This window comes from Billgrantia desiderata (assembly GCF_900108215.1).
GTDB classification, from domain to species: Bacteria; Pseudomonadota; Gammaproteobacteria; order Pseudomonadales; family Halomonadaceae; genus Halomonas; species Halomonas desiderata.
Genome location: NZ_FNVC01000023.1, coordinates 44,373 through 67,986 on the forward strand (window position 1 = coordinate 44,373; position 23,614 = coordinate 67,986).

Below are 23,614 nucleotides of genomic sequence, written 5' to 3' on the forward strand. Positions count from 1 at the left end.
ATCATGACGTCAGCGCAGACCTCTGCATCGAAGATGCCACCGAAGCCCCCCGGCGACGGCCTGCCGCGCCATGTGGCGATCATCATGGACGGCAACAACCGCTGGGCGCGTGCGCGAGGGCTCTCCGGCATCCGTGGCCATCATGCCGGCGTCGAGGCCGTGCGGGCAGTGATCCGGCGCGCCGCCGAGCGTGGCATCGAGACCCTGACGCTGTTCGCCTTCTCCAGCGAGAACTGGCGTCGCCCCAAGGCCGAGGTCAGCGCCCTGATGGAGCTGTTTCTCCTTGCGCTCAAGCGCGAAGTGAAGAAGCTCCACAAGAACGGCATCCGGCTCTCGGTGATCGGCGACCGCAGCGCCTTTTCCAGCTCGATCCAGAAGCACATCGACAGGGCCGAGGCGCTGACCCGCGACAACCAGCGCATGCATCTGGTGATCGCCGCCAACTATGGCGGTCGCTGGGACATCGCCACGGCGGCGCGTCGTCTGGCCGAGCGTGCCGCGGCCGGGGAGCTGGACCCGGCCACGGTCGATGAGTACGCCGTGCAGGACGAGCTCTGCCTGAGCGCCGAGGCGCCGGTGGACCTGTGCATCCGTACCAGCGGCGAGCAGCGCATTTCCAACTTCCTGCTGTGGCAGATGGCCTACGCAGAGCTCTATTTCACCCCGCTGCTGTGGCCCGATTTCGACGGCGATGCCTTCGACCTGGCAGTGGACGACTTCCGCCGGCGGCAGCGCCGCTTCGGCATGACCGAAGAACAGATCGAGGCTGAGGGTGCTTAGACAGCGAGTCATTACGGCGGCGTGGCTGGCGCCGCTGATGCTGGCCGGACTGTTCGGCCTTTCCGGCGGCGCCTTCGCCGCCTTCACCGGGGGCATCGTGCTGCTGGCCACCTGGGAGTGGACCAATCTGGCCGGAGTGAGCGCAACGAACCGGCGGCTGGCCCTGGTGGCGGGCATGGCGCTGTTGATGCTCGTGCTGTGGGGAGCGGGCGCCGCGCTGTCGGTCGGGCTCCTGTGGCTGGCGCTGGCGGGCTGGCTGGTCAATCTCTACTGGATCGTTCAGTACCCTGCGCGAAGTGAACAGTGGCAGTCCATGGCCATGCGCCTGGCCATGGGGCTGTGGGTGCTGCTGCCGACCTGGGTCGGCTTCAACGTGCTGCGCGATACCGGCGGCATCTGGCTGCTCTACGTGCTGCTGCTGGTGTGGGGCGCCGACATCGGCGCCTATTTCAGCGGCCGCGCCTGGGGCAGGCGCAAGCTGGCGCCGGCGGTCAGCCCGGGCAAGTCGTGGGAAGGCGTGGCCGGCGGGCTGGCGGTGACGCTGGTGCTGGCGCTGGTGTTCGCCACCTGGCAGGGGCTGGGTGCGGCAGCCGGCCTGGGGCTGGTCGTGGTCACGGCGATCGTGACGCTGGTCTCGGTGATGGGCGACCTGTTCGAGAGCATGCTCAAGCGCTTTCGCGGCATCAAGGACTCCAGCAACCTGCTGCCGGGCCATGGCGGCGTGCTCGACCGTATCGACAGTCTGACCGCCGCGGTACCGCTGTTCGCGCTGCTCTCGCTCGGAGTGCTGTAACGTGGAGCGCCGTGAGGTGAGCGACTCTCGCCGGCAGCAGCGCGTCACGGTGCTGGGGGCGACCGGCTCCATCGGCACCAGCACGCTGGACGTGATCGCACGCCACCCCGAACGTTACCGGGTGCATGCGCTGACCGCCCACCGCTCGCGCGAGGCGCTGCTGGCTCAGTGTCAGCGCCATCGCCCCAGCCTGGCGGTGCTCGACGACGAGCGCGACGCCGCCTGGCTGCGCGAGCGCCTGCTGCAGGCGGGCCTGGCAACCGAGGTACGGGCCGGTCAGCAGGCGCTCAGCGAGGTGGCCAGCGACGCCGAGGTGGACGTGGTGATGGCGGCGATCGTCGGTGCCGCGGGGCTGTTGCCGACGCTTGCCGCGGTGCGTGCCGGCAAGCGTGTGCTGCTGGCCAACAAGGAGGCCCTGGTGATGTCCGGGGCGCTGTTCATGGACGCCGTGTCGCGCCATGGTGCCACGCTGCTGCCGATCGATTCCGAACATAATGCCATCTACCAGTGTCTACCACCCGAGCACCGTGGCGGTCTGGCGCGTCACGGTGTGACGCAGCTGCTGCTGACGGCTTCGGGAGGTCCGTTTCGCGGCTGGTCGCGGGAGCGCCTGGCAGCGGTGACGCCGGCGCAGGCCTGCGCTCATCCCAACTGGTCGATGGGGCGCAAGATCTCGGTGGACAGCGCCACCCTGATGAACAAGGGGCTGGAGCTGATCGAGGCCTGCTGGCTGTTCGATGCCCGGCCGGAGCAGGTGCAGGTGGTGGTGCATCCGCAGAGCGTGATTCACTCCATGGCGGCCTACAGCGACGGTTCGGTGCTGGCGCAGCTGGGCAATCCGGACATGCGCACGCCGATCGCCTATGGCCTGGCCTGGCCGGAGCGGATCGACGCCGGCGTCGAGGCGCTGGATCTGTTCCAGATCGCCCGGCTCGATTTCGAGGCGCCCGACGAGACGGCTTTTCCCTGCCTGCGGCTGGCCCGAGAGGCAATGCGGGCCGGCGGTACGGCACCGGCGATCCTCAACGGTGCCAACGAGGTAGCCGTCGACGCTTTCCTGGCGGGGCGCCTGAGCTTTCCGGGAATCGGCGAGCTGGTGGGCGAGATTCTCGCGACGCTGCCGGCGGAGCGCGGCGACGACCTGGAAACCGTGCTCGGTGCCGACGCCCGGGCGCGGCAGGCGGCACACACGTGGTTGAATCGGGGCTGAGCCGCTTTTCGCCGACGACGTAGTAGTCATTTCAAGGAGGCTGTATTGGGCCTGATCCAGAACGTGCTGGCCGTCATCGTGGTGCTGGGGCTGTTGATCACCTTCCACGAGTTCGGTCATTACTGGGTGGCGCGCCGCTGCGGTGTCAGGGTGCTGCGCTTCTCGGTGGGCTTTGGCAAGGCGCTCTGGTCCCGTACCGACCGTCACGGGACCGAGTTCGTCGTGGCGGCAATTCCTCTCGGCGGCTACGTCAAGATGCTCGACGAGCGCGAGGCGCCGGTACCCGACGATCAGCTCCACGAAACGTTCAACCGCAAGACGGTATGGCAGCGTATCGCCATCGTCGCGGCCGGACCGCTGGCCAACTTCCTGCTTGCCATCGTCGCCTACTGGGCGCTGTTCGTCGCCGGCACCACGACGGTGGCACCGGTGGTGGGCGAGGTGGCGCCCGATTCGCCGGCGGCCCGCAGCGGCCTGCAGAGCGGTCAGGAGATCGTCTCGGTGCAGGGCAATGCCGTACGTTCCTGGGACGAGATCAACCTGCGCCTGATCGCCCACATCGGGGCCAGCGGCGAGCTGACCATCGATGCGCGTGACGACGCCGGCTCGAGCGCGCAGGAGTACCGCCTGCCGGTGGAGAACTACCTGGTGCGCCAGGACCCGCCGCAGCCGCTGGCTACGCTGGGCATCACTCCCTGGCAGCCGCGTATTCCCGCGGTGCTGGGGCAGGTGCTGGATGGCCAGGCTGCCGCCGAGGCGGGGTTGCAACCGGGCGACGAACTGCTGGCCGTCAACGGGGCGCCCATCGGCGAGTGGATGGACTTCGTCAGCGTGGTGCGGGCCAATCCCGGAGAAGCGCTGGAGCTCGAGGTGCAGCGCGACGGCGAGCCTCTGACGGTGACCCTCATCCCGGGAAGCCGTGAGCTCGAGACGGGGGGTGCCATCGGCTACGTGGGCGCCGGGGTGGAACCGGTGGAGTGGCCCGAGGAGTTCCGGCGCGAGATCCGCTACGGTCCCGTGGCCGCCTTGGGTCAGGCCGTCAGCCGCACCGGCGAGATGACGGTGCTGACGCTGGATGCGATCCGCAAGATGCTGGTAGGCCTGATCTCGCCGACCAATCTTTCCGGACCCATCACCATCGCTCAGATGGCGGGGGATACGGCACGCACGGGGCTGGAGACCTTCGTCAGCTTCATGGCCTATCTCTCCATCAGTCTGGCGGTGCTGAATCTGCTGCCGATACCGGTGCTTGACGGTGGCCACCTGCTTTATTATTTCGTCGAAGCCGTCCGCGGCCGGCCGGTATCGGAGCGGGCTCAGGCGCTGGGATTGCGAATCGGGCTGGCGATGGTCGGCACGCTGATGCTGATGGCGCTCTATTTCGATCTGATGCGTCTCTGGTAGCGTGCGCCTCCAGTTGGAGGCTCAGGGAGGCGGAGCTACGCTCCGCCTTGTCAGTCACCCGCACATATGTATATGGTGCCTGTCTGTACAGGCAGGCGGATCAACGCGAGCGAAGCGACTGCATGAATATCAAGACCCTTGGACTGGCGGCTCTGCTGCTGGCCGGTTCCGGTACGGTGCTGGCCGAATCCTTCGAAGTAACCGACATTCGCGTGGAGGGGCTGCAGCGGGTATCCGCCGCCTCCGTCTTCAACGCCTTTCCCATCAGTGCACGCGACCGAGTGGATGACCGCGAGCTCGCCGAGGCGGCGCGCAGCCTGTTCGCCACCGGTTTGTTCGACGATATTCAGCTTGCTCGCGACGGTGACGTCCTGGTGATCCAGGTCGTCGAACGACCGACCATCTCTCGCCTGAACATCAGCGGCAACCGTCGGCTCTCCGAGGAGGATCTGCGCCGCGGCCTGCGCGAGGGCGGCCTGGCCGAAGGGCAGGTGCTGCAGCTCTCCACCCTGGAGGACATCCAGCGCGAGCTCGAAGGCGTCTATCAGGCGCAGGGGCGTTACAGCGCCCGGATCGAGACCAACGTGCGCGAGATCGACGAAGGCCGGGTCCAGGTCGATATCGACATCAACGAAGGGGCGGTGGCCAAGATTCGTCAGATCAACATCGTCGGCAACCGCCAGTTCAGTGACGACGAGCTGCGCGACGTGTTCGAGCTCAACGACCGGCCCGGGCGCTTCTTCGGCTGGTTCTCCCGCGACGAGTACTCCCGCGAGGCGCTCGCTGGCGACCTGGAGCGGCTGCGCTCGTTCTACCTCGACCGCGGCTACGTCAATTTCGACATCACTTCGACCCAGGTCTCGATCAGCCCCGACAAGTCGCAGATCTTCGTCACCGTCAACGTCGACGAGGGCAGTCAGTACCGCCTGGGCGACGTGCGCTTCGTCGGCGATCTGCAGATCGGCGAGCGGGAAGCGCGCAACCTGCTGCAGGTGGAGAGCGGCGAGATCTTCTCACGCAGCAACGTCACCGCTTCCACCGAGGCCCTGCGCTCGCGCCTGGGCGCCGAGGGTTTCGCCTTCGCTCGTGTCGACGGCATACCCGAGCCGCGCGCCGACGGCTCCACCGTCGATCTGACCATCCGTGTCGACCCGGGTCGTCGCGCCTACGTGCGGCGGATCAACTTCATCGGCAACACCACCACCCAGGACGAAGTGTTGCGTCGTGAGATGATTCAGATGGAGGGGGCGCCGGCTTCCACCGACTCGATCAGCCAGTCGCGCCGTCGCCTGGAGCGGTTGGGCTTCTTCCGCCAGGTCGAGGTGGAAACCCAGCCGGTGGCCGGCGAACCGGACAAGCTCGACGTCACCTACACGGTGGAGGAGCAGCCCTCCGGTTCGATCTCGGCGAGCATCGGTTTCTCGCAGAGCGCCGGGGTGATCTACGGCGCCTCGCTGGCCCAGAACAACTTCCTCGGCACCGGTAACCGGGTCAACATCGGCGCCCAGCGCAGCGACACCTTCACCAGCGTCAACTTCGGCTTCACCGACCCGTACTGGACGCTGGACGGTATCTCGCGCGGCTACAACGTCTTCTATCGCGAGACCGATTTCGAAGACTCGGATATCTCGACCTACTCCACCGACGCCTACGGCGCGGGGATCAACTTCGGCTATCCGATCAGCGAGCTGTCGCGCCTCAACTTCGGCGCCAGCATCGAAGACCTGACGGTCAAGACCTATCGCGACACGGCGTCGGAAATCGTGCGCTACGTCGAGGATCAGGGCGACAATGCCCAGAGCCTCAAGCTCACCGCCAGTTGGACGCGCAACAACCTCAACCGCGGCATCATGCCCACCTCGGGCAACTATCAGCGTCTCTCGCTGGAGACCGCCGCGCCGGGTAGCGACGCCGACTATTACAAGCTGCGCGCCCGCGCTCAGCAGCTCTTCCCGCTCAACGAGGAGGAGACCTGGTCGCTCAAGTTCGGCACCACGCTGGGCTATGCCGACAGCATCGGCAGCGACCCCTATCCGTTCTACGAGAACTTCTTCGCCGGCGGTCTGGGCTCGGTGCGCGGCTTCACCGCCAACACCCTGGGCGAGCGCACCACGCCGCGCGAGGCCGGTCGCGACCGCACCCTGGGTGGCAACGTGCTGATCGAAGGCAGCGCCGAGCTGCTCTTCCCGCTGCCGTTCGTCGAGGATCAGCGCTCGCTGCAGACCGGCTTCTTCCTCGATGCCGGCAACACCTTCCTGACCAGCTGCTATCCGATCATGGAAGGCGACGGGCCGTCGAACTGCTCCTCCGGCGTCGACCTGGGCGAGCTGCGCTACAGCATCGGTGTGGGGCTCTCCTGGCTGACGCCCGTGGGCCCGCTGACCTTCAGCATCGCCGAGCCGCTCAACGACAAGAGCGGCGACAACACCCAGTTCTTCCAATTCTCGCTGGGACAGACCTTCTGATCCGGCTCCTCAAGGAGTAATTTGAATGCGCAAGTTGACGCTCTTTTTGTGCATGGGTCTGTTCGCGGCGTTGTCTGCGCCGGCCTATTCGACCGAGGTGGCCGTGCTCGACTGGCGCGGGGCGCTGCTCTCTTCCGATGCCGCCCAGCGCTCGATGCAGCAGCTCGAGAGCCGGCTCGCCGGTCAGCAGCAGGAAGCGCAGTCGCTGGGGCAGGAGCTGTCCCAGCTGCAGCAGCGCCTGCAGCAGGAGGGCGACAGCCTGCCCGATGATCAGCGGCGTTCGCTGATCCAGGAGTTCCAGCAGAAGGGCAGCCGCTTCGAACAGCTGCGCCAGCAGATCATGGAAGAGCAGATGCGCGCCGAGCAGAATTTCCTGCAGGAGGCCGAGCCCAAGCTGGAGCGGGCCGTGGAGCAGGTGATCTCGCGGCACAACGTGCAGGTGCTGGTGGAGCCACAGGGCGTGCTGCACTCCGAGCGGGACCTGCCCAACCTCACGGGTGAAGTGATCGAAATACTCAACTCGCTCAATTGATCCACTCGGCAGCGCACTGCCGAAACGTTGTCGATACGGGTTTCCATGACGCACCCTGCTACTCCGCAATACACACTGACCGAGCTCGCCGAGCGGCTCGGTGCACAACTGATCGGCGACGGCAGTCGCCGCATCAGCGGGTTGGCGACCCTCAAGGAGGCCGGCCCCGACCAGGTGGCTTTCGTCGCCAATCGTTCCTACCTCAAGGACCTCGCCAACTGTCGGGCCGGGGCGGTGCTGCTCCACCCCGAGCATGGTGCCGCTTGCCCGGTGGCCCGCCTGGAGCTGGCGAATCCCTATCTCGGCTATGCCCACCTGTCCCAGCTGTTCGACCCGATCCTGGCGGCGCCCGTGGGCGGTATCCACCCCACGGCCGTGGTGGCGGAGGACGTGGTGCTCGGGGCGCGGGTCGAGATCGGCCCCAACGCCGTGGTCGAAGCCGGGGTGGAGCTCGGCGACGAGGTGGTGGTGGGGGCCGGCAGCTTCATCGGGGCGGGTTCATGCATCGGTGAGCAATCGCGGCTGCACGCCAACGTTACCGTCTGTCATGGCGTGACCATCGGCAAGCGGGCCATTCTCCACAGCGGCTGCGTGATCGGCGGCGACGGTTTCGGCTTCGCCCACGACGGCGGTCGCTGGCACAAGATCGCCCAGCTGGGCGGGGTGGTGCTGGGCGACGACGTCGAGGTGGGCAGCTGTTCCAGCATCGACCGCGGCGCACTGGACGACACCGTGATCGGCAACGACGTCAAGATCGACAGTCAGGTGCAGATCGCCCACAACGTGCGTATCGGCGACCACTCCGCCCTGGCCGGCTGCGTGGGCATCGCCGGCTCCACCCGGGTCGGCAGGAACTGCATGCTGGGCGGCGGCGTGGGGCTCTCCGGCCACCTGACGATCTGCGACGGCGTGCAGGTCACCGGCATGAGCCTGGTGACCAACTCGATCCACGAGCCGGGGGTCTACTCGTCGGGTACCGGTGCCATGTCCAATGCCCAGTGGCGCAAGAATGCGGTACGTTTCAAGCAGCTCGACGACATGGCCAGGCGCCTGGCGCGGCTCGAGAAGCGCGATCAGCAGGGTTGAGACAGGATCGGGCGGCGTTATAATTCCTCGCCTGCCGCTTGCAGGCGGTTTTCGGGAAGCCGGGTGCGACGCTTGCTGGACGTTTCGCCAAGGCTTCCCTACTTCATTTCAGAGGTCGCTACGATGGTAATGGACATCAACGAGATTCGTGATTATCTGCCGCACCGATATCCCTTTCTGCTGGTCGATCGGGTGACGGAGCTGAGCCTTGGCGAATCCATCGTGGGCTACAAGAACGTCAGCATCAACGAGCCGTTCTTCAACGGCCATTTCCCTCACCATCCGATCATGCCCGGTGTGCTGGTGCTCGAGGCGCTGGCCCAGGTATGCGGTATCCTCGGGTTCAAGACCGTCAACAAGCTGCCTGCCGACGGCTACGTCTATTACCTGGTGGGTAGCGACAACGTGCGCTTCAAGCGGCCGGTGATGCCGGGCGATCGCCTGAAGCTGGAGGCCAAGGTCGAACGTGAAAAGCGCGGCATCTGGAAGTTCGCCTGTCGTGCTACCGTAGAGGGTGAATTGGCCTGCGAGGCCGACATCATCTGTGCCGAGAGGAAGGTTTCTTGATACATAGCACCGCCATCGTCGATCCTGGGGCCCGTCTGGCCGAGGACGTGGAAGTCGGCCCCTTCAGCGTTATCGGGCCGGATGTCGAGATCGGCCCCGGCAGTCGTATCGGCCCGCATGTGGTGGTCAAGGGGCCGACCGTGCTTGGCGCCCGAACCCGGATCTTCCAGTTCGCTTCCGTAGGCGAGGATTGCCAGGACAAGAAGTACGCCGGCGAGCCGACCCGCCTGGTGATGGGTGACGACAACGTCATCCGCGAGGGCGTGACCCTGCACCGCGGCACCGCGCAGGATCGCGGCGAGACCACCATCGGCTCGCGCAACCTGTTCATGGCCTACGTGCACGTGGGGCACGACTGCATCATCGGCAACGACTGCGTGCTGGCCAACCAGGCAACGCTTGCCGGGCATGTGACCCTGGGCAACTTCGTCATTCTCGGTGGGCTCTCGGCCATCCACCAGTTCTGCCATTTCGGCGACTACGCCATGGCCGGTGGCGGTTCGATCATCACCAAGGACACGCCGGCGTTCCTGATGATCAATGGCAGTCCGGCCAGGCCTCATGGGCTCAATCTGGTCGGCCTCAAGCGCCGCGGTTTCTCGACCGAAGCGATCAAGGCGCTGGGCGAGTGCTACAAGCTGGTCTATCGTCAGGGCTTGACCGTGGCCCAGGCGCTGGACGAGATCCGCAACCGCTACGCCCTGCCCGAAACCGAGGCCTTTGCGGCTTCCATCGAGGTCTCGACGCGCGGCATCGTTCGCTGAGCGGACGTCGAAACGGGTCCGATATGAGCCAGTTAGCGCGTGTCTACATCGTCGCCGGCGAGATGTCCGGCGACCTTCTCGGCGCCAGCCTGATGCGGGCGCTCAAGGCGCGTCACCCCGGTGTCGAGTTCCGCGGCATCGGCGGGCCGGGCATGCTCGCCGAGGGCATCGACAGCCGCTTTCCCCTCGAGACGCTCTCGGTGATGGGGCTGGTCGAGGTGCTCAAGCATCTGCCGGAGCTGATTCGGGTGCGCCGTGCGCTGCGCGCCGATGCCCTGGCCTGGCAGCCGGACGTGATGATCGGTATCGACGCGCCCGATTTCAATCTCGGCCTCGAGCGTCAGCTGCGCGAGGCGGGGCTCACCACCGTGCACTACGTCAGCCCCACGGTGTGGGCCTGGCGTCAGGGGCGGGTCAAGGGCATCGTCCGCTCGGTGGATGCCATGCTCACCTTTCTGCCCTTCGAAGCCGCCTTCTACGAGAAGCACGATCTACCGGTGGCCTTCGTCGGTCATCCGCTGGCCGACGAGCTGCCGCTGGCCAACGATCGCGGTGCGGCACGAGAGGAAATCGGCTTACCGCTCAGCGGGCCGGTGCTGGCCGTGCTGCCGGGCTCCCGGGCCAACGAGATCCGCTTTCTCGGCGAGACCTTTCTCGACGCCGCCGAGCGGTTGTGCCGCGAACGCCCCGACTTGCGCGTCGTGATACCGGCGGCCACCCCGCTGCGCCGCGCCGAGCTCGAAGCGCTGCTCGAACACCGACCGTTGCTGAGGGAGCGCGCTCTACTGCTCGACGGTCGCGCACGCCAGGCCATGGTGGCCAGCGATGCCGTGCTGCTCGCTTCCGGCACGGCGGCGCTGGAGGGCATGCTGTGTCATCGCGCGATGCTGGTGGGCTACCGCATGGCGCCGCTGACCCACTGGCTGGCCAAGCGTCTGGTCAAGACGCCGTGGATTTCGCTGCCCAATCTGATCGCTCAGGAGACCTTGATTCCCGAGCTGATCCAGGACGCGCTCACGGCCGAGGCAATCGTCGCGCGCATCGGTCCGCTGCTCGACGACGGCGAGGCGCGCGCCGCTCTCGAGGCGCGTTTCGCCGCCATGCACGCCGGGCTGCAGCGTAACGCCAGCGCCAGGGCGGTGGAGGCCATCGAAGCCGTGGTGGCGGGGCGGCCGCTGCCTGAGTCGGTGGCAAGCGATACCATGACACCCGATCCCGAGGTAGAGGCCAGGAGGAGCGAGACATGAGCGAGTCTCCCTTTCCCCAACTGATCATCGACTATCAGGGCCACCTGCTGGCCGGCGTCGACGAGGTGGGGCGCGGACCGCTGATCGGCGCGGTGGTGGCCGCGGCGGTGATCCTCGATCCGCTGCGCCCCATCGCCGGCCTGACCGACTCCAAGAAGCTCACCCCCCAGCGGCGTGCGGAGCTGGACGTGGAGATCCGCGACAAGGCCCTGGCCTTCGCCGTGGCCGAGGCGTCCCACGCCGAGGTCGACGAGCTGAACATCTACCATGCCACCCACCTGGCCATGCGTCGCGCGATCGATGCACTGCCGCTGATACCGGAGTACCTGCTGGTGGACGGCAATCGACTGCCTGGGCATCATGTACCCGGTCAGGCGGTCGTCAAGGGCGACGCCCGCCATCCGGCCATCGCCGCGGCCTCGATCCTGGCCAAGGTGGCCCGTGACGCCCAGATGGTGGCGCTCGACGCGCTCTTCCCCGAGTACGGCTTCGCCCGCCACAAGGGCTATGCCACGCCCGAGCATCTGGACGCGCTGGAGCGCCTCGGGCCCTTGCCCGAGCATCGCCGCTCCTTCGCCCCGCTGAAAGGACAACTCGAGCTGCTTTAGCCCATGAGCCGCTCCCACTACAGCGAGGGCGCCGGGGATAGGTCGTAGCGGGGGTCTTTTGCCAGGGAAGGCAAAAGTAGCTTACAAGGATGTATTCACGGCGCCCCCGCGAAGGCCTATCGCCGGATCAGCCCGAGCGGATTTGAGTTATATCGCAGGCCCGATAGCCTGTTTTTCGTGTCGCCCATTTACCGCCAAGCCCCGAGCCTCTTATGACCACGCCCTTCGTACACCTTCGCGTTCACACCGAGTACTCCCTGGTCGATGGCTTGGTACGGCTCAAGCCGCTGATCAAGGCCACCGTCGAGCAGGGCATGCCGGCGCTGGCCGTGACCGACGAGGCCAACCTGTTCGGCCTGGTCAAGTTCTACCGCGGCGCCCAGGGCAGCGGGCTGAAGCCGATCATCGGCACCGACCTGTGGCTGGTGAATCCCCACGACGAGACGCACCCCTACCGGCTGACCCTGCTGGCGATGAACGATACCGGCTATCGCAACCTCACCGAGCTGATCTCACGGGGCTGGATGGAAGGGCAGCGCCAGGGGCGGGCGCTGCTGGAGAAGGCCTGGGTGCTGGAGCAGAGCGAGGGGCTGATCGCGCTTTCCGGTGGCCGCGAAGGGGAGATCGGCCGCCACCTGCTGGCCGACCATCGCGACGAGGCGCGTGTGCTGCTCGAGGAGTGGCAGACGGCCTTCCCGGAGCGCTTCTACCTGGAGCTGACCCGCACCGGGCGGCCGCTGGAGGAGGAGTGCGTGCACCTCTCGGTGGAACTGGCCGTGGCCACGGGCACGCCGGTGGTGGCGACCAACGACGTGCGCTTCCTCGAGCGTGACGACTTCTGGGCCCACGAGACGCGGGTCTCCATCGGCGAGGGCAAGGCGCTGGACGACCCGCGCCGCGAGCGCAAGTACACCGAAGAACAGTACCTCAAGAGCCCGGTGGAGATGGCCGAGCTGTTCGCCGACATCCCCGAGGCGCTCGAGAACAGCGTGATGATCGCCGCGCGCTGCAACGTCGACGTGCGTCTGGGCGAGATCTTCCTGCCGGAGTTCGAGATTCCCGAGGGCATGACCCAGGACGAATTCTTCCGCAAGGTCTCCCACGACGGCCTCGACGAGCGCCTCGACTTCCTCTACCCGCCCGAGAAGTACCCCCGCGACAGCGCCGAGTACGCCGAGATCGACAAGCGCTATCGCGAACGGCTGGACTTCGAGCTCGACATCATCATTCAGATGGGCTTCCCTGGCTACTTCCTGATCGTGATGGACTTCATCAAGTGGGCCAAGGACAACGACGTGCCGGTGGGGCCGGGGCGCGGCTCGGGTGCCGGCTCGCTGGTGGCCTACGCGCAGAAGATCACCGACCTCGATCCGCTGGAGTACGACCTGCTGTTCGAGCGCTTCCTCAACCCCGAGCGGGTCTCGATGCCCGACTTCGACGTCGACTTCTGCATGGAGAAGCGTGACCGGGTGATCGAGTACGTGGCCGACCGCTACGGACGCAACGCGGTGTCGCAGATCGTCACCTTCGGCACCATGGCCGCCAAGGCGGTGGTACGCGACGTGGCCCGCGCCCAGGGCAAGCCCTACTCGCTGGGCGACAAGCTCTCCAAGCTGATCCCCTTCGAGGTGGGCATGACCCTGGCCAAGGCCATCGAGGCGGAGCCGGCGCTCAAGGAGTTCGTCGAGAACGACGAGGAGGCCGCCGAGATCTGGGAGATGGCGGTCAAGCTCGAAGGCATCACCCGCGGCACCGGCAAGCATGCCGGCGGCGTGGTGATCGCGCCGACCAAACTCACCGATTTCTCGCCGCTGCTGTGCGACGAGGGCGGCTCGGGGCTGGTGGTGCAGTTCGACAAGAACGACATCGAGGAGGCCGGGCTGGTCAAGTTCGACTTCCTCGGTCTGCGTACCCTGACCATCATCGACTGGGCGCTGGAGATGGTCGACAAGGTACGCGCGGTCAAGGGCGAAGGCCCGCTCGACATCGACAGCATCCCGCTCGACGACGGCCCCACCTTCGAGATGCTCAAGCGTGCCGAGACCACGGCGGTGTTCCAGCTCGAATCCCGCGGCATGAAGGAACTGATCAAGCGCCTCTTGCCCGACTCGCTGGAGGACATGATTGCCCTCGTCGCGCTGTTCCGCCCGGGCCCGCTGCAGTCGGGCATGGTGGACGACTTCATCAACCGCAAGCACGGCCGCGCGGAGATCTCCTACCCGCATCCGGACTACCAGCACGAGTGGCTCAAGCCGGTGCTGGAACCCACCTACGGCATCATCCTCTACCAGGAGCAGGTGATGCAGATCGCCCAGGTGCTGGCCGGCTACACGCTCGGCCAGGCCGACATGCTGCGGCGTGCCATGGGCAAGAAGAAACCCGAGGAGATGGCCAAGCAGCGCAGCGGCTTCATGGAGGGCTGTGCGGCCAACGGCATCGACAAGGAGCTGGCGGGCAACATCTTCGACCTGGTGGAGAAGTTCGCCGGCTACGGCTTCAACAAGTCGCACTCGGCGGCCTACGGCCTGGTCTCCTACCAGACCGCCTGGCTCAAGGCGCATTATCCCGGCCCGTTCATGGCCGCGGTGATGTCCACCGAAATGGACAACCTCGACAAGGTGGTGCCGCTGATCGAGGAGTCACGGCGCATCGGCCTGACCGTGACTCCGCCGGACGTCAACATCGGCGGCTACAAGTTCACCGTCGATACCGAGGGGCGTGTGGTCTACGGCCTGGGCGCCATCCGCGGGGTGGGCGAGGGGCCCATCGGCGCCATCGTCGAGGCGCGCGAGGCCGAGGGCCCCTTCAGCGACCTGTTCGACTTTTGCCGCCGGGTCGACCCCAAGCGCATGAACAAGCGCACCCTGGAGGCGTTGATCCGCTCCGGCGCCCTGGACAACCTGGGACCCAACCGGGCGGTGCTCAGCGCCGCTCTGGACGACGCCCTGCGCGCCGCAGCCCAGACCCAGACCAACCAGAACCTGGGCATGATGGACATGTTCGGCGAGGCCTTCGCCGACGACCAGGCCGAGAGCGACCCCTACGAGGCCTACCGCCGCGCCCGCGAGTGGACCGACAAGGAGCGCCTGGCCGGCGAGAAGGAGACCCTGGGGCTCTATCTCACCGGCCACCCCATCGACGAGTACGAGAAGGAGCTCGCGCGCTTCGTCTCCACCCGCATCAGCGACCTCAAGCCGTCGCGGGAGCCGCAGCGGGTCGCGGGCCTGGTGGTGGCGGTGCGCACCATGAAGTCCAAGCGCGGCGACACCATGGCCTTCATCACCCTGGACGACCGTACCGGACGCATCGAGGCCTCGCTGTTCGGCGAGCTCTACGATCAGCTGCGTGGGCAGATCGAGGCCGACCAGGTGCTGATCGTCGAGGGTGAGGTCTCCAGCGACGACTTCTCCGGCGGCCTGCGCCTGCGTGGCAAGGAGGTCACGCCGATGGTGGCCGCTCGCGCCCGCTACGGCGAGGCGGTGGAGCTGTCGCTGGACGGCACCCGGGTCAACGGGAGGCTGGTGGAGAGCCTGCGCGAGAGCCTCGTGCCGCACCGCGACGACGGCGGCCTGCCGGTGCGCCTGCGCTACCGCAATGAGGCCGCCGCCGGCTGGCTGGAGCTGGACGCCCAGTGGCGCGTGGCTCCCAGCGACGAGCTGCTGATCGCGCTGCGCGAAGTGGAGGGGCAGGATGGTGTGCGGCTGAAATACCGTTAGGTCCATCACCTTGGCTTCGGCGGCAGCTCGTCAAGGCCGCCGGGGCTGACCGGCGACAGGCCTGCGAGGAGGCGCTGTGAACCCATCCCTGGGCGCTACTTTTGCCATCCATGGCAAAAGACCTCCTCTTCGGCCTGTCCCCGGCATCCCTCGGTGCTGGCGAAGTCCGCATACGTTGCCTTGCGCCGTGCGTTGAGGGTGCGATAATGCCCGACACTCGATTTTATGGCTTCCGGGACGAACAGCGTTCATCATGCCCCGGCGACAGCAATGACAAGGCGGCCCAGCCACTATGAATCCCAATTACCTCGATTTCGAACAGCCCATCGCCGAACTCCAGGCCAAGATCGAAGAGCTGCGCCTGGTCGGCAACGATAGCCAGCTCAACCTCAGCGACGAGATCAGCCGCCTGGAGGAGAAGAGCCGCAAGCTCACCGAGTCGATCTTCAAGGACCTCAGCCCCTGGCAGGTCTCGCAGCTCTCGCGTCATCCCCAGCGCCCCTATACGCTGGACTATCTCGAACACATCTTCACCGACTTCGACGAGCTGCACGGTGACCGTCGCTTCGCCGACGACCCGGCTATCGTCGGCGGCATCGCCCGGCTGGACGATCGTCCGGTGATGGTCATCGGCCATCAGAAAGGGCGTGAGGTGAAGGAGAAGGTGCGGCGCAACTTCGGCATGCCGCGGCCCGAAGGCTACCGAAAGGCGTGCCGTCTGATGGAGATGGCCGAGCGCTTCAAGATGCCGGTGCTGACCTTCATCGACACCCCCGGCGCCTACCCCGGTATCGACGCCGAGGAGCGCGGCCAGAGCGAGGCCATCGCCTACAACCTGGCGGTGATGTCGCGGCTCAAGACGCCGATCGTCTCCACCGTGGTGGGCGAGGGCGGCTCCGGCGGCGCGCTGGCCATCGGCGTGTGCGACGAGCTGTCCATGCTGCAGTACTCCACCTATTCGGTCATCTCGCCGGAAGGCTGTGCCTCGATCCTGTGGAAGAGCGCCGAACGGGCCGCCGATGCGGCTCAGGCCATGGGCATCACCGCCGAACGGCTCAAGGAACTGGGCTTCGTCGATACCCTGATCGAGGAGCCGCTGGGAGGTGCCCACCGTCAGCCCCTCGTCACCGCCGAGCGGGTCAAGGAGTCGCTGCTGGCGAGCCTGGATCGACTCGAGGCGATGGAGACCGACGCCCTCCTGGAGCGCCGGTATGAGCGCCTGATGAGCTATGGCGCCCCGGCATAAGAGAGCATCGCTGCAAGCCCTGATCGACGACGCCCTGGCGGAGACCCCGCCGGGGCGTGTCGTCTGGGTGGCACTCTCCGGCGGGCTGGATTCGAGCCTGCTGCTCACGCTGGCGGCCCAGGCCTGTCGGCGTCACCCTCGCCCGTTGTACGCACTGCACGTTCATCATGGCCTTCAGCGTGCCGCCGACGGCTTCGAACGCCACTGCCGTCGGCTTGCCTCGCGGCTCGGTGTGCCGCTCTTCATCGAGCGCGTGGCGGTCGAGCGCGACGCCGGGCTGGGGCTCGAGGGGGCGGCGCGGGAAGCGCGTTACGCGGCGTTCGCCCGCCGTGTGGCATCGGGTGAGACGCTGTGGCTGGCTCAGCATCGTGACGATCAGGCGGAGACCTTTCTGCTCGCCGCCCTGCGCGGCAGCGGCGTACGCGGCCTGGCGGGCATGCCGGCGGAACGCGAGTGGCGGGGGCGACGCCTCGTGCGCCCGCTGCTGGCATGCTCACGGAACGAGCTCGAAGCCGCAGCGGCCCGGCTCGGGCTGAGCTGGATCGACGACCCCAGCAACACCGACGAGTCGCTGGACCGCAACTTCCTGCGTGGCAGCGTATTGCCGCTGCTGCAGTCGCGCTGGCCCCAGGCGGCCACGGCCCTGGCCGGCAGCGCCCGGCTTGCCGGCGAGGCGGAGCAACTGCTCGAGGAGCTGGCCGCAGGCGACCTTGCCGCCCTGGGCGACGACCCGGGCTGCCTCGATGTGTCGGCGTTGCTGAGGCTGTCTGTGCCGCGGCGGCGCTCACTGTTGCGTCACGTCTGCCACCGGTTGGGTGTGCCCACGCCGCCGGCGGGGCGTCTCGAAACGCTGCTCGAGCAGCTCGAGGCGCGCAGCGACGCCCAGGTCCGGGTGAGCTGGAGCGGGGCCGAGGCGCGCATCTGGCGCGGCCAGCTCTACCTGCTGCTCCCTTGGGATTCGCTGCTGCCGGAATGGACTCTCGAATGGGACGGCAGGGCACCGCTGGTGTCGCCCTGGGGCGAGATCGGCGTCGGCTTGGCGCCCGTCGAGGGCCATCCGGTGCGACTGACGCTGAAGGCTCGCCAGGGCGGCGAGCGGTTGTGCCTCGCCGGGCGCGGCAGCCGCGACCTCAAGCGCCTGCTGCAGGAGGCCCAGGTGCCGCCCTGGGCGCGGGAGCGTGTCGCCGTGGTCTGGCACGAGCAGCATCCGGTAGCGGCGCTGCTGCTGCCGGAAGGGCGCTGGCTGGCGGTGGCGGCGGGGTGGGCTTCTGCGGTGAGAGAGGAGTAACCGACGCTGCGCTATGCCTGCTGCAAGGGGGCGCAAGTCAGCATGTCGTGCAACACGCCCTCACGCAGCGCACCATCGGCATAGTTCATCGTCGTCAGCTCGAATGTCTCGAAGATGGCCCCGAGAATGGCCACGCCAGCGGGAAAGATGCGCGAGCGGTCCGGCTTCAGCCCCGCCAGCGTGACGTTGTCCAGGCGTTCGCATTCGATCAGGCGCTGACGTAGCGTCTGCAGGCCGCTGCGGGTGATGACGCCCGGCTTGCCGCCGCTGGCGGCAAGCACCGAGGCGGCCGCCTTGATGGTGCCGCTGGAGCCCAACGCTTCGCTCCAGCCCAGCTCGCGATAGTTGGCTTGAATGGCCTCGAGTCGCGTCAGCACGTCCGCTTCCGCCCGGCGCATGTTGGCTTCGTTGACCGTACCGTCGCTGAAATGGCGGCGCGTATGGGTGACGCAGCCAACGTCGAGGCTCTGCAGCAGCAGCGGCCCCGCTGGATCCCCGATGATGAACTCGGTGGAGCCGCCGCCGATGTCGACGACCAGGCGCCGCCCGTTCGCGGCCATGGTCTGAGATGCCCCCAGGTAGATCAGTCGAGCCTCTTCCTCACCGGAGATGATCTCGACGCGACAGCCCAGCAGGGCTTCGGCACGCGTGACGAAGGATTGGCGATTGAGCGCCGTGCGCAGCGCACTGGTGCCCACCACTCGCAGACGGCTGCGGGCCACGCCCTCCAGGTAGGGCAGGAAGCGTTCGAGGCAGGTGAGCGCACGCTGAATGGCGGCTTCGTCCAGATGATTGCGGCTGTCCAGGCCCGCTGCCAGCTGCACCTTTTCACCGCAGCGCGTCACCACGCTCAGTCGCTCGTCCCGATAGCTGGCAACCAGCAGGTGAAAGCTGTTGGAGCCCAGATCGATGGCTGCCAGCTGCCATGAGTCTTGCCCTTGAAGCAGGGCGGTGTCATTGCTGGCGGGTTGAGGCCTGTCCTTGGGTGCAGTCATCGAAGCGTCCTGATAGCGGATAGCTAAAGGTTGCGGCGCTGGCGCGAGCGTGTCAATCGCGCGGGGGGCGATCGATGGGGTTGCGTTCGTCGCCGGCCTTGACTAACATCGAGACGTTCGCCTGTTCCGAATGCTTTCCGACCGCGTCGCGGTCAACATCAAGTCGTCAGACAGCCCCTTCTTGTCGCTCGTTGTCATGTGCCGAAGCCATGGTGGCACTTGAAACGCACAGGCGATGAATCCATGCGACACGAAGCGCTGCTCCCTCTTACACGATACCGTGCCTCGACCCCTTGCGCAGAGCGGTCGTAGTGCAACGAGCATCGCTCATGAGCGGCAGCTCTCTCGGGCTCTGAACGCACCCAAGCGGCGTACCGTTCTTTATCCGCACACTCCCACGGCCGCCGTGCCGCCACGCTGACATGAGCAACTTCCGAACACACCGATGAATCTTACCGAACTCAAGCAAAAAACCGTGCCAGAGCTCCTGGAGCTCGCCCGCGAAATGGGCATCGACAATCTGGCCCGCTCGCGCAAGCAGGACATCATCTTCGCCATCCTCAAGAAGCACGCCAAGAGCGGCGAGGACATCTATGGCGATGGTGTGCTGGAAATCCTCCAGGATGGCTTCGGCTTCCTGCGCAGCGCTGACAGCTCCTACCTGGCCGGTCCCGATGACATCTACGTCTCGCCGTCGCAGATCCGTCGCTTCAATCTGCGCAAGGGCGATTCGATCTCCGGCAAGATCCGTCCGCCGAAGGAAGGGGAGCGCTACTTCGCGCTGCTCAAGGTCAGCCAGATCAATTTCGACAAGCCGGAAAACGCCAAGCACAAGATCCTGTTCGAGAACCTCACGCCGCTGTTCCCCCAGGAGCGGCTGCGCATGGAGATCGGCAACGGCTCCACCGAGGATCTCACCGCGCGCATCATCGATCTCACCGCTCCCATCGGCAAGGGCCAGCGCGGTCTGATCGTCTCGCCGCCCAAGGCGGGCAAGACGCTGATGCTGCAGAACATCGCCACCTCGATCACGCGCAACAACCCCGAGTGTCACCTGATCGTGCTGCTGATCGACGAGCGCCCGGAAGAGGTGACCGAGATGTCGCGCACCGTGCGCGGCGAAGTGGTCGCCTCCACCTTCGACGAGCCGCCGGCACGCCACGTGCAGGTCGCCGAGATGGTGATCGAGAAGGCCAAGCGCCTGGTCGAGCACAAGAAGGACGTGGTCATCCTGCTCGACTCCATCACCCGCCTGGCGCGTGCCTACAACACCGTGGTGCCGAGCTCCGGCAAGGTGCTCACCGGCGGTGTCGACGCCCACGCCCTGGAGAAGCCCAAGCGCTTCTTCGGTGCCGCGCGTAACATCGAAGAGGGCGGCAGCCTGACCATCATCGCCACCGCGCTGGTCGATACCGGCTCGAAGATGGACGAGGTGATCTTCGAGGAGTTCAAGGGCACCGGCAACATGGAAGCCCACCTGGACCGCAAGCTCGCCGAGCGCCGTGTCTACCCGGCGATCAACATCCGCCGTTCCGGCACCCGCCGCGAGGACCTGATCGCCTCCGAGGACGAGATGCAGCGCATGTGGATCCTGCGCAAGCTGCTCAACCCGATGGAAGATACCGCAGCCACCGAGTTCCTCATCGACCGCCTGAAAGATACCAAGACGAACCTCGAGTTCTTCGAAGCCATGAAGCGCCGCTGATCGGAGCTGCCATGGCTAGCGGCGCCGGGGACAGGTCGAAGAGGAGGTCTTTTGCCAGGGATGGCAAAAGTAGCGCCCAGGGATGGGTTCACAGCGCCTCCTCGCAGGCCTGTCGACGGAGTAGCCGCGGGTAAGGATGCGTTGGCCGGCGGGGAAGAGAAAGGGGCGGCATGCTATGCTGCCCCTTTCGTCGTTCCGGAAACGGGAATTGCAATGAAGTACAAGGACCTGCGCGACTTCATCGCCGCTCTGGAGGCTCAGGGCGAGCTGATACGAGTTTCAGCCGAGGTGGACCCCTACCTCGAGATCACCGAGATCTGCGACCGCACCCTGCGTGCCGGCGGCCCGGCGCTGCTGTTCGAGAACGTGAAGGGGCATGACATGCCGCTGCTGGGCAACCTGTTCGGTACGCCGAAGCGGGTCGCCATGGGCATGGGCCAGGACAGCGTCGAGGCGCTGCGCGAGGTGGGCGAACTGCTCGCCTTCCTCAAGGAGCCCGAGCCGCCCAAGGGCTTTCGCGACGCCTGGGAGAAGCTGCCGATCTTCAAGCAGGTGATGAGCATGGGGCCGAAGACGGTGCGCAGCGCCCCGGTGCAGGAGGTAGTGCTGGCGGGCGACGACGTCGACCTCGACCGCCTGCCGATCCAGCACTGCTGGCCCGGCGATGCCGCGCCGCTGGTCACCTGGCCGCTGGTGGTGACCCGCGGGCCGCACAAGAAGCGCCAGAACCTGGGCATCTATCGTCAGCAGAAGCTGGGCAAGAACCGCCTGATCATGCGCTGGCTGTCGCACCGTGGCGGCGCGCTCGACTTCCAGGAGTTCCAGCAGACCAATCCCGGCGAGCCCTTCCCGGTGGCGGTGGCGCTGGGCGCCGATCCGGCGACGATTCTCGGCGCGGTGACCCCGGTGCCGGACTCGCTCTCCGAGTACGCCTTCGCCGGGCTGTTGCGCGGTTCGCGCACCGAGCTGGTCAAGTGCGGCCACGCCGATCTGGAAGTTCCTGCGTCTGCAGAAATCATTCTGGAAGGCTTCATCTACCCCGACGACACGGCGCCTGAAGGCCCCTACGGCGACCATACCGGCTACTACAACGAGGTCGACGAGTTCCCGGTGTTCACCGTGACGCGCATGACCCTGCGCCGCGATGCCATCTACCACTCGACCTACACCGGGCGCCCGCCCGACGAGCCGGCGATCCTCGGCGTCGCGCTCAACGAAGTGTTCGTGCCGATCCTGCGCAAGCAGTTCCCCGAGATCGTCGACTTCTATCTGCCGCCGGAAGGCTGCTCCTACCGCATGGCGGTAGTGACCATGAAGAAGCAGTACCCGGGCCACGCCAAGCGCGTGATGATGGGCGTATGGAGCTTCCTGCGCCAGTTCATGTACACCAAGTTCGTGGTGGTGCTCGACGACGATGTCGACGCTCGCGACTGGAAGGACGTGATCTGGGCCATCACCACCCGCATGGACCCGGCCCGGGACACCGTCATGGTCGAGAACACGCCGATCGACTATCTCGACTTCGCCTCGCCGGTGGCGGGGCTCGGTTCCAAGATGGGGCTCGACGCCACCAGCAAGTGGCCCGGCGAGACCGATCGCGAATGGGGCACGCCCATCGTCATGGACGAGGCCGTCAAGGCCCGCGTCAGCGAACGCTGGAACGAACTGGGTATCCACCTGCCCCCACACCCTGACGACAAGAGGCCTGCATGACCCCCAGGACCCTGACCTGCCAGGTGACGGCAGTGGAGGATCTGACCCCCGACGTGTTTCGCGTGCGCCTGGAAGGGCGCGCCGAGGCCATGGCCCACGATCCGGGCCAGTATCTGGAGCTCAAGCTCGACGACGAGACCTGGGTGCCGTTCTCCATCGCCAGCGCCCATCGCGGCGACGGCACCCTGGAGCTGCACATCCAGCACTGGCCCGAGCGAGAGAACTCCGCCCGGCTGCGCGAGCTGGTAGTGGTGGCGCATCACCTGACGGTGCGTCTGCCCGGCGGCGAATGCGTGCTCGATCCGACCAGCCAGCGGCCGCTGCTGCTGATCGCGGCCGGTACCGGCTTCGCCCAGATGAAGGCGATCGTCGAGGCCTCGCTGCACGACGCCCCCGAGCGGCCCATCGAGCTGTGGTGGGCGGCCCGCGAGCGGCGCGACCTGTATCTCGAGAGTCTGCCGCGGCAGTGGGCCGAGAGCCATGCGAACCTGCGTTTCCACGTGGTCACCGAGGTGGCGCCGCAGCCGCCGGTGACCGGTGAGCGCGTTCAGGGCCACCTGGGCCGCATCGACCAGGCGTTGGCTAGCGGGCTCGACGACGTCAGCGGCCATGACGTCTACCTCTCCGGCTCGCCGGGCATGGTCTACGCCTGCGTCGACGTGCTGGCCTCGCTGGGGCTCGAGCCGTCGCGGGTCTTCTCCGACGTCTTCGCCTATGCGCCGCGCCAGCCGCTGGTGCCCACCGCCGGCGTACTGCGCCGGGGGAGTGCGCGGTGAGCGCCGCGCCGATCCTGATCACCGGTGGCGCCCAGCGCCTCGGGCGCCACTGCGCCGAACGGCTGGTCGACGACGGCCATCCGGTGATCGTCAGCTATCGCCGCGAGCGGCCGGAGCTCGAGGCGCTGCGCCGCCGCGGTATCGTCACCCTGAGGGCGGATTTCGCCACCGAGGCGGGCATTCTCGACTTCATCGCCCGTCTCAAGGGCGAAACCAGGTCGCTGCGCGCCATCGTGCACAATGCCAGCGACTGGGCGCCGGACAGCCGCGACGAGCAGGCCGGTGCCACCTTCGAGCGGCTGTTTCGCGTGCACATGCTCGCCCCCTACCTGATCAATCTGCACTGCCGCGAGCTGCTCGAGGCCTGCGGCGAGCCGCAGCGCGACATCGTGCACATGACCGACTACGTGGCGCAGAAGGGCTCGAAGAAGCATGCGGCCTACGCCGCCACCAAGGCGGGGCTCGAGAACCTGACGCTCTCCTTCGCCGCCATGTACGCGCCCGAGATCCAGGTCAACGCCATCGCACCGGCGCTGATCATGCTGGGCGAGGACGACGACGAGGCCTATGCCGAACAGGCCCGGGCCAAGTCGGCCATGGCGATGGTGCCGGGGCCGGGTGTGATCTACCAGAGCCTGCGCTACCTGCTCGACAACCGTTACGTGACCGGTATCACGCTGCCGGTCGATGGCGGTCGTCATCTTCGCTAGACTGTTAGC

The 23,614-nt window shown here is 66.8% G+C and carries 19 protein-coding genes; 18 read left to right on the forward strand and 1 reads right to left on the reverse strand.

Going from position 1 to position 23,614, the window contains the following annotated elements; all coding sequences use genetic code 11:
• Positions 1 to 3: 3 nt before the first annotated feature.
• The 14 genes from uppS (at position 4) to tilS (ending at position 17,706) form a co-directional block, all read left to right on the forward strand.
• On the forward strand, positions 4 to 780 hold the full coding sequence (uppS, locus tag C4S71_RS17745) for a polyprenyl diphosphate synthase (protein ID WP_422666858.1): 777 nt from the start codon (positions 4 to 6) through the stop codon (positions 778 to 780).
• Positions 773 to 1,573, forward strand: a complete 801-nt coding sequence (locus C4S71_RS17750; protein WP_103970078.1) for a phosphatidate cytidylyltransferase — start codon at positions 773 to 775, stop codon at positions 1,571 to 1,573. The genes uppS and C4S71_RS17750 overlap by 8 nt, the downstream gene beginning before the upstream one ends.
• Positions 1,574 to 1,589: 16 nt before the next feature.
• Positions 1,590 to 2,783: a 1-deoxy-D-xylulose-5-phosphate reductoisomerase gene (gene ispC, locus C4S71_RS17755; protein WP_103970098.1), complete on the forward strand. Its 1,194-nt coding sequence runs from the start codon at positions 1,590 to 1,592 to the stop codon at positions 2,781 to 2,783.
• 45 nt (positions 2,784 to 2,828) lie between these two features.
• The gene (gene rseP / locus C4S71_RS17760) at positions 2,829 to 4,187 is read left to right on the forward strand and encodes a sigma E protease regulator RseP (protein WP_103970079.1); all 1,359 of its coding nucleotides are present in this window, start codon (positions 2,829 to 2,831) and stop codon (positions 4,185 to 4,187) included.
• A gap of 122 nt (positions 4,188 to 4,309) precedes the next feature.
• The gene (bamA, locus tag C4S71_RS17765) at positions 4,310 to 6,652 is read left to right on the forward strand and encodes an outer membrane protein assembly factor BamA (RefSeq protein ID WP_234250790.1); all 2,343 of its coding nucleotides are present in this window, start codon (positions 4,310 to 4,312) and stop codon (positions 6,650 to 6,652) included.
• Between the two features lie 25 nt (positions 6,653 to 6,677).
• The gene (locus tag C4S71_RS17770; RefSeq protein WP_086509339.1) at positions 6,678 to 7,184 is read left to right on the forward strand and encodes an OmpH/Skp family outer membrane protein; all 507 of its coding nucleotides are present in this window, start codon (positions 6,678 to 6,680) and stop codon (positions 7,182 to 7,184) included.
• Positions 7,185 to 7,229: 45 nt separating this feature from the next.
• Entirely contained in the window at positions 7,230 to 8,270 is a 1,041-nt protein-coding gene (gene lpxD, locus C4S71_RS17775) for a UDP-3-O-(3-hydroxymyristoyl)glucosamine N-acyltransferase (protein WP_086509338.1), read from the forward strand.
• A 123-nt stretch (positions 8,271 to 8,393) separates the two neighbouring features.
• Positions 8,394 to 8,837, forward strand: a complete 444-nt coding sequence (gene fabZ / locus C4S71_RS17780; RefSeq protein ID WP_035592045.1) for a 3-hydroxyacyl-ACP dehydratase FabZ — start codon at positions 8,394 to 8,396, stop codon at positions 8,835 to 8,837.
• Positions 8,834 to 9,601 (forward strand): acyl-ACP--UDP-N-acetylglucosamine O-acyltransferase, encoded by a 768-nt coding sequence (gene lpxA / locus C4S71_RS17785; RefSeq protein ID WP_103970080.1) that lies wholly within the window; start codon positions 8,834 to 8,836, stop codon positions 9,599 to 9,601. Before fabZ ends, lpxA begins: the two co-directional genes overlap by 4 nt.
• Before the next feature lie 23 nt (positions 9,602 to 9,624).
• On the forward strand, positions 9,625 to 10,848 hold the full coding sequence (gene lpxB / locus C4S71_RS17790; protein ID WP_103970081.1) for a lipid-A-disaccharide synthase: 1,224 nt from the start codon (positions 9,625 to 9,627) through the stop codon (positions 10,846 to 10,848).
• A complete protein-coding gene (gene rnhB, locus C4S71_RS17795) occupies positions 10,845 to 11,456 on the forward strand; it encodes a ribonuclease HII (RefSeq protein ID WP_086509335.1) in 612 nt (203 codons plus the stop codon). The genes lpxB and rnhB overlap by 4 nt, the downstream gene beginning before the upstream one ends.
• A gap of 212 nt (positions 11,457 to 11,668) precedes the next feature.
• Complete coding sequence (gene dnaE / locus C4S71_RS17800; protein ID WP_103970082.1) at positions 11,669 to 15,172, forward strand: DNA polymerase III subunit alpha; 3,504 nt, start codon at positions 11,669 to 11,671, stop codon at positions 15,170 to 15,172.
• A 292-nt stretch (positions 15,173 to 15,464) separates the two neighbouring features.
• Complete coding sequence (accA, locus tag C4S71_RS17805; RefSeq protein WP_086509333.1) at positions 15,465 to 16,418, forward strand: acetyl-CoA carboxylase carboxyl transferase subunit alpha; 954 nt, start codon at positions 15,465 to 15,467, stop codon at positions 16,416 to 16,418.
• Complete coding sequence (gene tilS / locus C4S71_RS17810; protein WP_103970083.1) at positions 16,402 to 17,706, forward strand: tRNA lysidine(34) synthetase TilS; 1,305 nt, start codon at positions 16,402 to 16,404, stop codon at positions 17,704 to 17,706. Before accA ends, tilS begins: the two co-directional genes overlap by 17 nt.
• Before the next feature lie 11 nt (positions 17,707 to 17,717).
• Here the strand turns inward: tilS and C4S71_RS17815 are convergent, their stop codons facing one another.
• On the reverse strand, positions 17,718 to 18,701 hold the full coding sequence (locus C4S71_RS17815) for a Ppx/GppA phosphatase family protein (RefSeq protein ID WP_103970084.1): 984 nt from the start codon (positions 18,699 to 18,701) through the stop codon (positions 17,718 to 17,720).
• A gap of 445 nt (positions 18,702 to 19,146) precedes the next feature.
• Here C4S71_RS17815 and rho point away from each other — a divergent pair, with 445 nt between their 5' ends.
• The 4 genes from rho to folM all read left to right on the forward strand — a co-directional run bounded on the left by rho (position 19,147) and on the right by folM (position 23,605).
• Positions 19,147 to 20,406: a transcription termination factor Rho gene (gene rho, locus C4S71_RS17820; RefSeq protein ID WP_086509330.1), complete on the forward strand. Its 1,260-nt coding sequence runs from the start codon at positions 19,147 to 19,149 to the stop codon at positions 20,404 to 20,406.
• A gap of 213 nt (positions 20,407 to 20,619) precedes the next feature.
• Positions 20,620 to 22,119, forward strand: coding sequence for a 4-hydroxy-3-polyprenylbenzoate decarboxylase (gene ubiD / locus C4S71_RS17825; RefSeq protein WP_103970085.1), 1,500 nt, complete (start codon positions 20,620 to 20,622; stop codon positions 22,117 to 22,119).
• Positions 22,116 to 22,895 carry an NAD(P)H-flavin reductase gene (locus C4S71_RS17830; RefSeq protein ID WP_103970086.1) on the forward strand — a complete coding sequence of 260 codons (780 nt, stop codon included), beginning with the start codon at positions 22,116 to 22,118 and terminating at the stop codon, positions 22,893 to 22,895. The genes ubiD and C4S71_RS17830 overlap by 4 nt, the downstream gene beginning before the upstream one ends.
• The gene (folM, locus tag C4S71_RS17835; RefSeq protein ID WP_086509327.1) at positions 22,892 to 23,605 is read left to right on the forward strand and encodes a dihydromonapterin reductase; all 714 of its coding nucleotides are present in this window, start codon (positions 22,892 to 22,894) and stop codon (positions 23,603 to 23,605) included. The genes C4S71_RS17830 and folM overlap by 4 nt, the downstream gene beginning before the upstream one ends.
• Positions 23,606 to 23,614 lie beyond the last annotated feature (9 nt).

Excerpts from the sequence above, each read along its gene's own strand:
- uppS (WP_422666858.1), top strand. The coding sequence starts at position 4 with ATGACGTCAGCGCAGACCTCTGCATCGAAGATGCCACCGAAGCCCCCC.
- rho (WP_086509330.1), top strand. The coding sequence starts at position 19,147 with ATGAATCTTACCGAACTCAAGCAAAAAACCGTGCCAGAGCTCCTGGAG.
- C4S71_RS17815 (WP_103970084.1), bottom strand. The coding sequence starts at position 18,701 with ATGACTGCACCCAAGGACAGGCCTCAACCCGCCAGCAATGACACCGCC.
- lpxD (WP_086509338.1), top strand. The coding sequence starts at position 7,230 with ATGACGCACCCTGCTACTCCGCAATACACACTGACCGAGCTCGCCGAG.
- bamA (WP_234250790.1), top strand. The coding sequence starts at position 4,310 with ATGAATATCAAGACCCTTGGACTGGCGGCTCTGCTGCTGGCCGGTTCC.
- C4S71_RS17830 (WP_103970086.1), top strand. The coding sequence starts at position 22,116 with ATGACCCCCAGGACCCTGACCTGCCAGGTGACGGCAGTGGAGGATCTG.
- rnhB (WP_086509335.1), top strand. The coding sequence starts at position 10,845 with ATGAGCGAGTCTCCCTTTCCCCAACTGATCATCGACTATCAGGGCCAC.
- lpxB (WP_103970081.1), top strand. The coding sequence starts at position 9,625 with ATGAGCCAGTTAGCGCGTGTCTACATCGTCGCCGGCGAGATGTCCGGC.
- tilS (WP_103970083.1), top strand. The coding sequence starts at position 16,402 with ATGGCGCCCCGGCATAAGAGAGCATCGCTGCAAGCCCTGATCGACGAC.
- dnaE (WP_103970082.1), top strand. The coding sequence starts at position 11,669 with ATGACCACGCCCTTCGTACACCTTCGCGTTCACACCGAGTACTCCCTG.
- ubiD (WP_103970085.1), top strand. The coding sequence starts at position 20,620 with ATGAAGTACAAGGACCTGCGCGACTTCATCGCCGCTCTGGAGGCTCAG.
- fabZ (WP_035592045.1), top strand. The coding sequence starts at position 8,394 with ATGGTAATGGACATCAACGAGATTCGTGATTATCTGCCGCACCGATAT.
- accA (WP_086509333.1), top strand. The coding sequence starts at position 15,465 with ATGAATCCCAATTACCTCGATTTCGAACAGCCCATCGCCGAACTCCAG.
- C4S71_RS17770 (WP_086509339.1), top strand. The coding sequence starts at position 6,678 with ATGCGCAAGTTGACGCTCTTTTTGTGCATGGGTCTGTTCGCGGCGTTG.